Origin of the sequence: Brassicibacter mesophilus, from assembly GCF_050433385.1 — a bacterium.
Classification (GTDB): Bacteria; Bacillota; Clostridia; order Tissierellales; family Proteiniboraceae; genus Brassicibacter; species Brassicibacter mesophilus.
This window is the reverse complement of sequence record NZ_JBNPXI010000023.1, coordinates 43,076-56,154: the sequence shown is the minus strand read 5'-3', so window position 1 is coordinate 56,154 and position 13,079 is coordinate 43,076. Positions and strand designations below refer to the sequence as shown.

General features: G+C 32.6%; 16 protein-coding genes. 6 read left to right on the top strand and 10 right to left on the bottom strand.

Annotated features, from left to right (window positions below):
• Positions 1-149 precede the first annotated feature (149 nt).
• Together HNR33_RS18750 and HNR33_RS18745 are read left to right on the top strand one after the other, a co-directional pair.
• Positions 150-1,175, top strand: coding sequence for a branched-chain amino acid aminotransferase (locus HNR33_RS18750; protein ID WP_429086436.1), 1,026 nt, complete (start codon positions 150-152; stop codon positions 1,173-1,175).
• A gap of 348 nt (positions 1,176-1,523) precedes the next feature.
• Positions 1,524-2,765: a DUF401 family protein gene (locus HNR33_RS18745; RefSeq protein ID WP_429086434.1), complete on the top strand. Its 1,242-nt coding sequence runs from the start codon at positions 1,524-1,526 to the stop codon at positions 2,763-2,765.
• A 130-nt stretch (positions 2,766-2,895) separates the two neighbouring features.
• Here the strand turns inward: HNR33_RS18745 and HNR33_RS18740 are convergent, their stop codons facing one another.
• The 3 genes from HNR33_RS18740 to HNR33_RS18730 form a co-directional block, all read right to left on the bottom strand.
• Positions 2,896-3,609 (bottom strand): DNA alkylation repair protein, encoded by a 714-nt coding sequence (locus HNR33_RS18740; protein ID WP_429086431.1) that lies wholly within the window; start codon positions 3,607-3,609, stop codon positions 2,896-2,898.
• Complete coding sequence (locus HNR33_RS18735) at positions 3,609-4,028, bottom strand: hypothetical protein (RefSeq protein ID WP_429086428.1); 420 nt, start codon at positions 4,026-4,028, stop codon at positions 3,609-3,611. The genes HNR33_RS18740 and HNR33_RS18735 overlap by 1 nt, the downstream gene beginning before the upstream one ends.
• Positions 4,029-4,280: 252 nt before the next feature.
• Positions 4,281-4,646 (bottom strand): HsmA family protein, encoded by a 366-nt coding sequence (locus HNR33_RS18730; RefSeq protein ID WP_429086425.1) that lies wholly within the window; start codon positions 4,644-4,646, stop codon positions 4,281-4,283.
• A 511-nt stretch (positions 4,647-5,157) separates the two neighbouring features.
• Between HNR33_RS18730 and HNR33_RS18725 the strand changes: the two genes are divergently transcribed.
• The 4 genes from HNR33_RS18725 (at position 5,158) to HNR33_RS18710 (ending at position 7,241) form a co-directional block, all read left to right on the top strand.
• Positions 5,158-5,433, top strand: coding sequence for a FeoA family protein (locus HNR33_RS18725; protein ID WP_429086422.1), 276 nt, complete (start codon positions 5,158-5,160; stop codon positions 5,431-5,433).
• Positions 5,434-5,526: 93 nt separating this feature from the next.
• On the top strand, positions 5,527-6,297 hold the full coding sequence (locus tag HNR33_RS18720) for a FeoB small GTPase domain-containing protein (protein ID WP_429086419.1): 771 nt from the start codon (positions 5,527-5,529) through the stop codon (positions 6,295-6,297).
• 3 nt (positions 6,298-6,300) lie between these two features.
• Complete coding sequence (locus tag HNR33_RS18715; protein ID WP_429086416.1) at positions 6,301-7,017, top strand: nucleoside recognition domain-containing protein; 717 nt, start codon at positions 6,301-6,303, stop codon at positions 7,015-7,017.
• A gap of 53 nt (positions 7,018-7,070) precedes the next feature.
• Positions 7,071-7,241, top strand: coding sequence for a helix-turn-helix domain-containing protein (locus HNR33_RS18710; RefSeq protein WP_429086414.1), 171 nt, complete (start codon positions 7,071-7,073; stop codon positions 7,239-7,241).
• Here the strand turns inward: HNR33_RS18710 and HNR33_RS18705 are convergent.
• The 7 genes from HNR33_RS18705 to HNR33_RS18675 form a co-directional block, all read right to left on the bottom strand.
• Entirely contained in the window at positions 7,212-7,424 is a 213-nt protein-coding gene (locus HNR33_RS18705; RefSeq protein ID WP_429086411.1) for a hypothetical protein, read from the bottom strand. The genes HNR33_RS18710 and HNR33_RS18705 overlap by 30 nt on opposite strands.
• Positions 7,425-7,880: 456 nt before the next feature.
• Positions 7,881-8,258, bottom strand: a complete 378-nt coding sequence (locus tag HNR33_RS18700) for a DUF3846 domain-containing protein (protein WP_429086408.1) — start codon at positions 8,256-8,258, stop codon at positions 7,881-7,883.
• 222 nt (positions 8,259-8,480) lie between these two features.
• Positions 8,481-9,053 (bottom strand): hypothetical protein, encoded by a 573-nt coding sequence (locus tag HNR33_RS18695; RefSeq protein ID WP_429086405.1) that lies wholly within the window; start codon positions 9,051-9,053, stop codon positions 8,481-8,483.
• Positions 9,028-9,411 (bottom strand): hypothetical protein, encoded by a 384-nt coding sequence (locus HNR33_RS18690; protein WP_429086403.1) that lies wholly within the window; start codon positions 9,409-9,411, stop codon positions 9,028-9,030. Before HNR33_RS18690 ends, HNR33_RS18695 begins: the two co-directional genes overlap by 26 nt.
• Before the next feature lie 264 nt (positions 9,412-9,675).
• Positions 9,676-10,158 (bottom strand): M67 family metallopeptidase, encoded by a 483-nt coding sequence (locus HNR33_RS18685; RefSeq protein WP_429086400.1) that lies wholly within the window; start codon positions 10,156-10,158, stop codon positions 9,676-9,678.
• On the bottom strand, positions 10,145-11,965 hold the full coding sequence (locus tag HNR33_RS18680; protein ID WP_429086397.1) for a HesA/MoeB/ThiF family protein: 1,821 nt from the start codon (positions 11,963-11,965) through the stop codon (positions 10,145-10,147). The genes HNR33_RS18685 and HNR33_RS18680 overlap by 14 nt, the downstream gene beginning before the upstream one ends.
• Positions 11,966-13,075: an SMODS domain-containing nucleotidyltransferase gene (locus HNR33_RS18675; RefSeq protein ID WP_429086394.1), complete on the bottom strand. Its 1,110-nt coding sequence runs from the start codon at positions 13,073-13,075 to the stop codon at positions 11,966-11,968. It abuts the gene before it with no gap.
• Between the last annotated feature and the right edge of the window lie 4 nt (positions 13,076-13,079).

The following is a 13,079-nucleotide window of genomic DNA, read 5'->3' as shown; positions in this document are numbered from 1 at the left end:
TTTATGATATAATTATATAAATAGTATATCTTTTGTTATGTATAGTAATATACATACAATATAAGCTTACATTTCTATATTCACACAATTCTTAATGTGTATCTTTTATTCACTAAAAATTAAGAATCTTTAAAATAGGAGGAGATTATATGAGTCAAACTGTAAACATCGATTGGCGCAAACTGGGATTTAGCTATATGAAGACCGACTTTCGCTATGTTTCAAAGTGGAAAGATGGTAAATGGGATGAAGGTAAGCTAGTAGAAGATAATAATCTTTCTATAAGCGAAGCTTCGACTGCCCTTCACTATGGACAGCAATGCTTTGAAGGACTAAAAGCTTATCGTAGAAAAGATGGAAATATCCAGCTTTTCAGACCTGATCAAAACGCTAAACGTATGAATAAAAGCTGTAATCGTATATTAATGCCTGAAATACCTGAGGACAAGTTTATAGACGCATGTATTCAAGTTGTTAAAGCAAATGAAGCTTATGTTCCTCCATATGGAACTGGAGCTACACTTTACTTACGACCTTTCATGATAGGTGTTGGAGATAATCTTGGAGTAAAACCAGCTCCAGAGTACTTATTCTGTGTATTTTGTGTGCCAGTTGGCCCTTATTTTAAAGGGGGAATGGCTCCAGTAAACTTCACTGTTTCAGAATATGATAGAGCAGCGCCTTACGGAACTGGTGCAGCAAAAGTTGGAGGAAACTATGCCGGCAGTCTTCTTGCTCATGAACAAGCAGTAAAAAAAGGTTTTGCAGATTGTATATATCTTGACCCAGCAACTCATACAAAGATTGAAGAAGTCGGAGCAGCTAATTTCTTCGGAATTACTAAAGACAATAAGTTCGTTACTCCTTTTTCTCCATCTATTCTTCCTAGTATAACTAAGTATTCACTATTACATGTAGCAAAAGAATATTTAGGATTGGGAGCAGAAGAAAGAGACGTTCTCATAGACAATTTAGATGAATTCAAAGAAGCAGGTGCTTGTGGAACTGCTGCTGTAATAACTCCTATAGGTGGTATAGAATATAAAGGCACGCTTCATGTTTTTCATAGTGAAACAGAAGTAGGTCCTATAACTAAAAAGCTTTACAATACTCTTTATGGTATACAGTTTGGAGATGTAGAAGCTCCAGAGGGATGGATTGTAGAAGTAGAATAATACACAGAAAGGCAGGACTAAAAGTCCTGTCTTTCTCATTAAAACCTCACTAAAGCTTAAAAATCTCTATGGCTTTAGACAAGTCATTAATCATCAGATTTAGTTCTTACATAGATCTTGCCACTTCTTCCATATCTCTATCACATACCCATAAAAATTTTTGAACAATATATTCTTCTACTTAAATTACTTAAATCCTCTAAATATTGGTAAGTTATACGTGTAAATAAATTGTAGTGCTGCAATATTTACTCCTAGCAAAATTATCACATGTTTAGGTGTTTTGCTATACTGATTTTTATGATATATTATATTAGATTAATCTAATACAGATCAAAGGGGGACAAAATGATATTTATATCTTTAATACTTTCGATAGCAATTACACTTTTTTTAGTTAATAAGAAAATAAACATAGGATATTCTCTTATTACTGGCGCAATAATACTTGCTCTACTAAATGGAAAAGGTATAAAGTATGTATTCGCAACTTTACTTAAAACACTAACTGATCCAACAACCATATCTCTAGCAGCTATAATAGCCTTAATAACCATACTAGGTCATCTAATGGAAAAGTACTTAATCTTAGACAGAATGATAAATTCTCTGGAAAAAATGCTTAGAAGTGCTAAGCTTACTATACTGATTGCTCCTGCTATAATTGGGACATTACTAGTTACAGGGGGCGCACTGATGTCTTGCCCTGTAGTACAAGTTCTAGGAGATAAGCTAGGTATACCGAATCATAAAAGAGCTACTATTAACCTGATATTTAGACATGCTCTATACTTCATTTTTCCTTTAGCTCCTACAATAATGCTGGCGTCTGAAATAGGTGGATTTAACATCTGGGATTTTGTTAAGCTTCAGCTTCCTATTGCTCTAGCTATGTATATATTAGGATATATCTTTTTCGTTAGAGGATATAGTGAACAAAAGGCTGAAAAAATTGGATTTAAACAGTATCTTAAGTCAATAGCTGAATTTCTTCTGTATTCTTCCCCTATAGTAGTAAGTTTGTTAGGTGTAGTACTTTTAAAATTACCTTTTTATATTTCCTTACTATTTGGTATCACTATAAGCATTCTTATCAATCAATATGATATAAGACATGATAACAAATATAAAGTTGAAGAAAATGTATTTAAAACCATGTATAAAGGAATAAAACCAGCTATGGTTATAGCAATTTTAGGTATAATGGTATATAAGAATGTGGTAAATGACATAGATCAAATATTTGTACAACTCAATGCAATGCTAGACAAAGGAATGCCAATAGAGTTGTTAATATTTATTGCTTGTGCAATGATTTCATTTCCACTAGCTTCAACTCAGCCAGGGATAGCAATACTGTTCCCAATGATACTGCCTTTAGCTCCAGACTATGATACTAAGCTATTATATGCTATGTTCATATACACATCTGCATTTATGTTTTACTATATTTCTCCATTACATCTGTGTCAGGTTTTAACTCTTGAGTATTTTGAGGTAAATGTGAAGAAGCTTTATAAAAATTATATATTCATATTGCCATTGATATATCTAGTAATGGTTACAGTATATATTATAAATATAGTTTGATTCTTTTAAAGAGCTATGTTTTAGAACAGTATTAGTAACTTATCAGTTTTAAGGGAGTCATTTTGACTTCCCTTAACTCGTATTTTTGAAAATATATATCAATTTTGAGACTATAAATTATACCCATATTCTAGTTTTGTTTGCCCATTTTAGAGTTTGATGTTATTAATCGGCCACGCTGTTCAACAGAAACTAAAGTTTCTAATTCTTTTAAAGCGTTTTTGCCTATCCAAACTATATTTTTACTTGAACTCTCACAGAATTCATGGGCTAAAATAATTGCTTTATCTTGGCATTGAAAATCCTTTTTTCCAATTTCTCTTAATGCCCAACTGACTGCTTTTCTAACATGAGGTCTATCATCATCAGAATAAGTTTTGATTAAATCTAAATATTTATCAATTTCTTCTGCAGCAAGATTTTTATTATGTATTACTATAGTTGCTATCAAACAATATGAGGCTCTTTTATAATATATTCTGCTATCATTACACCATTCAAAAATAAGTTGTTCGTAGTTTGGTATATTTACAATTAGATTTTTACATATATGGTCACACAAATCCCATGATGCAACATCTTTCATAATTTTATCAATATAAGTAAAATTAATCATGTTTATATCAGCAATTAAGACTGAAAGTAATTTTGCCTCGTGGTATCCTGTTTCCCATAATTCATTAGATAGCGTTTGAGAGACTCTAAGTTTTTTTGCAAGTTTTCTAATATCTCCTGTAGATACACCTATACTATTTTCTTTTGGAATTCCCATCTTGATTACATTATTTTTGAATTTATCAGAACTAATCTTATTTAGGTATTCTATTATTTCATTTTTTGTCATTATTGTTCACCTAATTTCTTTTTTAAGTCTGAAATATAGATGTTCTGCATTTTCTTTAAATCCATGAGAAAATAAGACAAAATCTTAATGACAGGGTTCTTTATAAAGATATTTTCTTTAAAAATTACTTTCGTTCCGCCTGTTTCTGTTTCTGAAAAATATCCAGTCCAAAAACCATTGAACATTTTATTTCCCATGCTAAATTCATATTCACTATACTCATTTTTTTTGGTAATGATAAATTTTGTGGCATTTCCACTATGAGTGTATTCAATAAATTCTTTCCCATCATTAAGAATCTCGATTCTTTCAATATCACTACGCCACTTACAATCACTATTATTGGTAACTACATCCCAAACATACCTTATATCAGAATTGAAGTATGCTGTTACTTCTGATATTCTTGCTTTCCTCAAAAATATTCACCTCACAAATTATAAATCATTTTTTTATTCTATAAGTGTGTATTAATTTATAGAATATCTATATTGTAACATTAACTTCCATATAATGCATATGATCAAACTAGCATCGGTTCTCTTTCTTTAAAATCGGATATTTTGTATAGACATTGATTACATTACATTGATTTAAAGCACATCCTGAAAATAAATGATATTATCAAAATATAAAAATGGAAAAAACTAGTTTTTTCCATTTTTATATAATTAAATCATATTCATTACTATACCCGTAATAAAAGGTATGAGCCAAATTGCCCAAACTACTAAGCTAAATGTATGAAATTTCACCATTAATTTTTCATCCTTCTTTGCAAAAACAATTGTAGCCCATACAGCATGAAACAGCATTAACAGTATTGCTAATAATCCAGTAACTCCATGTACATTAAACTCAAGTTTGTCACTTAGTATAGACATCATTGTAGTTCCTGAAGTATCAAATACGAGTCCAATCCAAAAAAACGCTAGATTAGTTTTATCTAGTCTTCCAGACAATTTTTCTCCCCATACGCCAAATGTATAGCATATTAATGCTAATATAATTGCGATTATTGCTAGAATTAATAACACAAGTAATTCCTCCCTTTATTTTATCTTGATATTCTTTGATAGCATGTCATAATTTAGTATACTAATATTTCGTATACTAAATATATTTATATATTATATTCTTTTTATATAAAATGCAACATTTTTTAATAAAACAGCCACTACATTCATTCCTATCTATATTAAATAAATGTCTTCTCTTCTTTCTTATTGTTTAAATGTCTTGGTATTAAGACTTTAATGTATTATATATTTTCAAGCTTCAATGCCTTTTTTCAAATAAAATGTAAGTTAAAATATAATAATGTTTTGTTTTTTATTTGTAACACTTACTTTTCATAAAAAATATAATGACAGTATAAGTACCCCAAAAAAAATAACTATATGGACTTAATATTCAAATAAGTTTATTTTTTTATTATCACAATTAGCCAAAGCTAACTTTCTATTAAATAATAAATGCTATTGATATTTTTTTATTATAATCATTAGCCTAAGCTAACATTATTTAAAATCTACAGGAGGAATGAATATGGATATTTGTAATACTTCTATTACATTTGAGCAGCTTGAAAAAGAAAACATATTGCTTAACAACTTGCCAGTTGGTAAGACTGCTAGAGTTAAGCTTCTTTTAAATAGTGGATTACCAAGAAGAAGATTACTAGATCTAGGATTAATACCTAATTCTTTAGTCTCTGCTGAAAGAATTAGCCCTTCAGGTAACCCTATTGCTTTCAATATAAGAGGTGCCATAATTGCGCTGAGAAAAGAAGAAGCTCAAAATATTGTAGTTAGACCATTATAGATTTTATACACAATATACAGGATGTAAGTAAAAAATTATACTTGCATCCTGTATCTCAGTAATCAATCACATGCGAAATAAAGGAGGAATTCAATGGGGCTCACTGGTCAATCAAGCGGATTATCTTTACTCAAGGATAAATTTAACATATCAACTAAAGATGAAGAACAAATAGTTATTGCTCTTGCAGGAAATCCAAACACAGGAAAAAGCACACTATTTAATTATCTTACAGGCCTAAACCAGCATACTGGAAACTGGCCTGGAAAAACTGTAACAAATGCTCAAGGAGTTTTTAAGCATAAGGATAAGGAATACTTATTAGTTGATTTACCTGGAACATATTCTATACTAGCTAACTCAGCTGAAGAAGAGGTAGCTAGGGACTTTATATGTTTTGGAAACCCTAGGATAACTATTGTTATAACTGACTCAACATGTCTTGAAAGAAATCTTAATCTAGTAATACAGGTTATGGAGATAACAGATAATGTAATAGTGTGTTTAAATCTTCTAGATGAGGCAAAACGTAAAGGAATTAGTATAAACATAGATAAGTTACAAGAACAGCTTAGCGTTCCTGTTATTCCAATGGTAGCCAGAGACGGAATCGGTGTAGAACAGCTTAAAGAAACAATAGACATGATAGTAGAAGGAAATCTTAAAGTAAATCCTTATAAAGTCATATATAATGATGAAATAGAGGCTGCTATTAAAGAGATTAAGAGAGTACTTCCAGACTTTATTAATTCTGGATTTAATGCAAGATGGATCGCTTTAAGACTAATAGATGGAGATAAAGCTATATTAGAGTCAATCAAGAATTTTATATCAATGAGTAACATTGTGGAAGCCGAGGTGTAGAGAATGCAGGATTCATTACAGAAGTCTTTAGATAGTATTGATGTGATAATATCTGATAAAACAAAAGATAACAAGAATTTTGGGGATAACATTGTTGCAACTATATACGAGAAAGCAGAGTCTATTGCTAAAGATGTTGTAACTATCAACGACAAAAGAAAAATCAACTGGGATAAAAAATTAGATGATATATTAACATCTAAAATTACTGGATATCCCATTATGCTTCTACTATTAGGATTAATATTTTGGATTACAATAACTGGAGCAAACTATCCTTCTGCTATGCTGGCTGATTTATTATTTAGTTTTGAGCAGAAGCTTACCGACTTGTTTATATATTTAGGCGCACCTGATTGGCTTCATGGCATACTGATTTTAGGGATGTACAGAACCCTTGCATGGGTTGTATCTGTAATGCTGCCTCCAATGGCAATTTTCTTCCCATTGTTCACATTGCTTGAAGACTTAGGGTATTTGCCAAGAGTTGCTTTTAATCTAGATAACGCTTTTAGAAAAGCTGGTACTCACGGTAAGCAAGCCTTAACTATGAGTATGGGATTTGGATGTAACGCAGCAGGAATAATTGCGTGTAGAATAATTGACTCCCCTAGAGAAAGACTTATAGCTATGATTACAAATAACTTTGTCCCATGTAACGGAAGATTTCCACAACCACACAAAGAGCAACAAAATTATTCCTTACAGCTGACACATTAAAAGAAACTATTAAAACAACCTTAAATATCAATGATTACAGTGATTATGCAGAAATGCTAAAACTATATCGCATAGAACATGGTATAAAACAAGTCGAATTAGCAGAATTATTGGGTGTAAATCAATTCACCTTAAGGTCATGGGAGCAAAAAAAAGCAAAGCCTCCATATCATATATGGAAGCTTTTCAGGAATTTATGTAATGATATCTGCCGTTTCTCTTGATTTCAGATTCTTAATAATCTGGTCTATTATGATGATTTTCTGTTCCGCTGTTAAATTGTTTTGATCGAGCCTTCTCCTTATAATATCAACATGTAATTCGTTTATTTTATCAGGGATAGATGTATCAGATTCAGGTGGCTCTACCAAATGAATTACTATTTTTTGCACTTGTTTATTGACCATCACCCCTTCCCCCCTAAAACTACTGGTATTACTAAATATATTGCTTAGGGCTTTTCCATTATTACTTGTTTTTCTTAAAACAGTTCCTTCCAATAATTGCATAGCGTATCTCTCCTTAAATTTGATTTACGCTATGTAATGAAAAGATGACGTGACGATAGTTTAAGCACCAAACTCCCAATGATAAGGGCTTTTTCACATACGTTTGTCCCATCTTTATGATGTTGTGAAAAAGCATTTGACAAGCATATTCGAAAACCAACTAGCATAACAAAACACATAACAAGTAATGCCAAAATATCAACTAGTTAAGTGGGATTCTCTAATAAAATCAAAAAAACAGGCGGAGCTATCTTTAATACGATAACTGACCGCCTGTTTTTACTTCGAGTTTTCAGACCACATAAACCTATTTTTTAAATAATGACCAGCATTCCTTACCCACTGGGTATCTTTTCATTCCTCATTATCCCACTTTATAGATATCAATTTCCCATTGGACATCATAAACACTTCAGGATATTTGAAGATTTCCAAATACTTGCTGGCTAACTCATCTGTAAGACTTTCAAAATCTTCGCTATCAGACTTTGCTAAACAGATAAAGAAAGTACCAGCTATAACTTCATATAAATCGCCTTTATTATCTGCCAGCCCTCTGTTTAATTCTAATCCGTTTATTTTACCTTCTTCATTACATACAATTGCTACAGGGTCTGCAAATGGATAAAGCGCTTCGATATAACCGTCTACGGCTGCTTGCATGGCTTCAAGCCCCGAACCTATCTCCCTGATTTCTGCTATTTTATTTGGTTCTACATAAACCACCTTCATTTATAAACATATCTCCTGTATAGATTTTTTCATTTCCATTCAGCACATTTAAAACCCCTTGGTTTGCTCTGGGTCAATTTTGATCACCAAATCCATAACTAACCCTTAGATATACACTATAACCCTCTGGAACCCCCTTGGGTTAGTTCTGGACATTAGTTACGCCTATTTCTAACAATCTCTATATGGGTAAAATTCATTTTTCACTTTTACACCATGAAATTACATCTGATTTTTAAGAATCTCCAAACAAAGAGGGTCTATATTGCTTTCTTGAATTCTGGTAACCTTAAGCACCATCCGTTCAATTCCAGAATCAACAATGGAATAATAATTACCGTTAAAACAGTACCCAATGCCGTCAAAAATAATATGAGGTATCTCCATGCAGCTTAAAACCTCAGATAAACTTTCACAATTATCCGTGATGGGGAAGAAGTCTCCAATGTCGTCAAATTCAAACTTTGGCTCATTTTCTTTCTCTGGCTGGTCAGCCTCATCATCGCCACAGTATAATTCTCCAATATGTTCGTATTCGTCTGCATAGCTTCGATTATTTCGTTCATTTTTGATTACACTGTTTACCATCTCGTCCATCTGAAATATTTGATATGCTATATCACTTGCCAGCTTTTGATCATCCAGGCTAAACCTTGTATAATCAAACACGAATCCTTTCTCTGTAATCTGATTTAATATTTCCGCACATAGAATTAAATCTTTACTATAGTTCTTAATATGGCTATTGAGCATATTTTTGATTGCTACTTCAATCGTTTTCTGCTTCTCGATCATGTAACACACCTGCCTCTCTTAATTCTTTTAATTTTCTGCCCATGGCACATTGGCTAATTCCCTGCATTCTCGCTAAATCCTTGACCTTGACACCTTCATTGCGAAGTTTAACAAGTTCAAGATTAGTTAGATTCTTTCTGCCCGGGCCTACTCCACCAACCAATTCAATTAGAATCCTGCAAATATGATTGGTCATTCTCAGTTCAGTGGCTATACCATCAAATCTTTCAAGTATAGAATCTAACCTGCCGCTTAAACTTGAGAATTCCTCTTTGGTAACAAGGTTTTCAGCATCTTTTATCGCAGATTCTTTTGGTTTTTTGCTTTGTTTAGTAACTTTCTTGTTTTCTACTTCCATTTATTTGAAACACCTCCTAAAACCACAATAACGCCGATTCTGTAGGAATTCAACCCCTCCAAATTTAACCTTAAAGGAAGGTTTAGACATCTATTTTAAAATGTTTGGGGCTATGCTTTTAGTTTTTAGAGAGCTGATTTTATTGCCTTGCTTATAGCCTAGAAATTAAAAAATATTTTTTAAATATAAAAAACAGCCTTTAATCCGTTACTCTTGGATTTTAGGCTGTTATAAATTTTCCATGCGCAATTCAAATTTTAAATTTTATTTTTTATGGAGGATGGTATAACCACAATTTGTAAAGATACTAGCATGAACACTCCAATTAAGATTACGCTCACCAATAATAATCAATATTGGTTCTGGACACATTAGTTTTTTATCCTTTGCTAGACTTATCATTTGGTTTATATCCGTACTACTAGGTATAGGTAATGAATTGGGATGGTAATGCCATTCTCCAATATAATATTGACCTTGAATCCATGCCGAGTCTAAGACTTTCTGTAATCCATCAGTGCCTCTGCAAAAATTGCATTTTAAATGTTTAGAATTCTTAGGTGGTGGAGTAGCTTGTAAAATATTTGCCGTTGATTGATCTGCTGAATAATTACCAAGTAGAATACCACCTGTTTCATAAGGATTTGATTTAGTACAATATTTAAGCATCTTCTCATATGCATTTTTATTTAGATTGATACTATATAATTGATTTTTGTCCTGAAAAAACAAATCACTCATTTTCATTTCTATTCACCAACAGATAACCTTCAAATATTCCATGTTCATTTTTTTGCTCATAAATAAGGGACAGTGTCTTCTCTGATTTACTCAAAATATAACTTTCGATTGCCTTTACTGAAGTTGACGCTGCAAGCCAAATATCATCACTTCGCCCAGGGAAAGTAGGGTGCCAACAACCAATCCCGTTCCTTGGCAAATTATAGTTATCATATAACTCCTTTTCCTCTTGAATATACGGGTAAATTAATTCATTGAAAGCATCAAAATTGAAAGATGTACCATGCATAATGGATATATATAAATGTTTTGCTCCCAAACCTACAGATACCGAAGCCAAAATGCACTTTTTTTTAAATTTATTTTTTTGAAAAATTTCAAGCACACTATTTGTGCCAGTACAGTCAATGATTATGTCGTATTTATCCAATTCAATATTAATATTGAGGTTATCGTCCATATCAAGTTTATTATTAATCACTTCAACATTGGCATGTGGGTTTAGCATATTAAGATGATTATATAATGATAATTCTTTAAGTTCCCCAATATTATTTAGGTTTAAAGTATGACGAGATAAATTTCCAATTTCAAATATATCCGAATCAGAAACAGTAAGATTATATATACCTGCCCTAATAAGAATTTCTGCTATTGATGCGCCAATACAACCTGCCCCAATAAGCAATATACTTTTTCGCTGTAATAAATCATCCATTTTTCCTCTTTGCGATATTTCTTGTTGGTTCCAATTTTCCGAAACAATCCACTCCAATTTGGTGTTTTTAGTAAACACTTCACATTTGTCGCGCATCCACCACCCATGTTCATTTGTTCTAAATCCTTTTGCTGTCTTTTTACCATATGATACAACAGGCAAATAAAGTGCCTGCCAAGAAATAATCTCAGTTTCCCCTCCGAAAGCTTTAGGAATAGGAAAGCCAAGTAATAGCAAGTGCCGCTTCCCATCTCGGACTTCTGATACAAGTTTTTGCAGAATACCAATGATATCAATATCCTGTTTGCTGCACGCATCTAATAAATCGCCAAATGTTTCTGGTGCTTGCCATTCGTTAATCACTGGAAGTTGTTTCAAAAGTATCCATGGAGCTTTAATCGGAGGGAATATAGTCTTTTTAGAAAGATGCTTACCCCATTGTGTATAATGTTCGATATTGTTGTTTAATGACTTAAACGCCTTAACATAGTATACAAATGGTTTACTTTTATACACATCTAACTCTGCTATTCCATACCGACAGTCGGTACTTTCCCATTGCATATAAGTAACCACATCTTCCGAAAAAGCAAATTGTAATTCCAATATATTGCTCAAGGTAAATTCAGGTAACTCAAATGGCTCGTTATCTGAAACTAATATGCCTTTTGCTGCTAACTCGAGCCAGCCAATTGCCCTTTTTACATGATATAGCAAGCGTTCATCAACACTATATGGTTCTGATTGGAAATTGGATAATGTATTTACTTCTAGACATAATGCCCCTTTTCTCCACAGCCCATTTTTTTCAATTTTGGAGTTGTTAGATTGATGATATAAAGTCACTTTTATACTGTTTTCTACATCAGGATATACTTTAATTCTTCCCTTTGGATACTTAGATTCAACAACGATATACCACTGTGACCTTTGTGGAAAATAGGAGGTCTCATATTCAATCGATATGCCTAAGTGCAAAAACCAAACCTTTAATTCGTTTTCAAATTGCCAATCATCTAGTATTTCAACCTGTGATAAAGAGTCCAAAGCTCTTCGAGCACGATTTAAAATATCAAGAACTTGTTTTTCTTCCATTTATGCAAATCTTCCTTCTGGAATAGCGGTTGACTTTTCAGTACGAGCAGTAAAACCCGTTGTAGAATTGGTTTTTGAAGGCTCTGGAGCAGGAGGAAATTCGCTTCCCAATAATTCTCTCCATTTACAAACGCTGTCGTATAATTCAGTACAATCAAAAGCTTCTCGTGATACTATTGCAGCATCACAAACAGTATCGTAAAAATCAGAATATTCATCATCTGTTATCCTTTCAAAAACATCATGTTCCGGGACACCCCTATCAGCTAAAAATGGTTTGGTAGGGTGTTCAGCAACAATTTTTTCAAGTGTTAGCACTATGCCTTCGGCCACACTATTAATGCCATCTGGACAACAATCTCCAATCAAATGTTCCAAAGGATAACTCTTTGGGTGCTTTACATCTGGGTACTGGGTTTTGCGCCACCATTTTAATGCTTTAACAACGTTTATATAGTGAGAATTACAATTCTTGTTTTTTTCAACCGTCCAGCGAATTTGCTCAAGCGGATGTGTCTCATCCCATTTTTCGGCTTCACGATCAGGAATTAAAAGCGGCTCGGATTTCCATTGAGGTTCACTGTCCGATTCACAAAATATGTTATAAACACTTTCAAATAAGTTTTTGTCAAATGACTTCATAAGTGACTTTTGCTGAAAGTCTTCAATAGTATACTCGGAAATTATAGCGTTATCTTGGAGTATGCCTGTTTCACTCTCGCTAGGTGCCGAGGTTGGCACAATATCTAAATCAACATAACTTAAACTTATGCCGATTGACCTACCCTGAATTCTATATTTATCTTTATAATACTTATCTAAAAAAGGAATAAACATATTCAAAGCTTCTTCCGGTGTATACTCCTCAGAATCTAATTTAGTTACAACAATAACATCTACATCCGACTTGTTCCCATTTTTAGGCTTCACAGCTGTTGATCTTCTGTAACTACCTTGTAGAAAGGTGCTAACTATTATTTCAGATAATGTTTCATCTTCCTCTAATCTCTTCCTTAATGTTGTATGTCCTGTCTTCAAATCCCTCACCTGATTGTCTGTTAAGCGGATGTTGGATAAAAAATCTTTAAAATATGATGGTACAGTAGACATAATA